Here is a 246-nt window from a genome sequence, read left to right on the forward strand (position 1 = left end):
CTCCTGCAACCAACGCACAGGCCCTGCACGCGGCCTGGCTGAAGCTTGCCCGTGAGGTGGTCCGGCAGACCGAGGATGTCGGATCCGCATTTGCCGAGGAAGCGCGGCGCATCCACCACGGCGAAGCGCCCGAGCGAGGCATCCGCGGCCAGGCCACCGTTCAAGAGACGCTGGCTTTGGTCGAAGAGGGGATTCCTGTGCTGCCATTGCCTTTGCCTGCGGCAGCCAAAGAGACTTTGCAGTAAG

At 64.6% G+C, this 246-nt stretch carries 1 protein-coding gene; it reads left to right on the top strand.

The features are described from left to right. The coding region (locus MJ643_RS31165; RefSeq protein ID WP_247727379.1) for a DUF1178 family protein at positions 1–245 on the top strand (245 nt) is incomplete at its 5' end. Position 246 lies beyond the last annotated feature (1 nt).

It is taken from the genome of Pseudomonas sp. PNPG3 (assembly GCF_023093815.1).
GTDB classification, from domain to species: domain Bacteria; phylum Pseudomonadota; class Gammaproteobacteria; order Pseudomonadales; family Pseudomonadaceae; genus Aquipseudomonas; species Aquipseudomonas asiatica.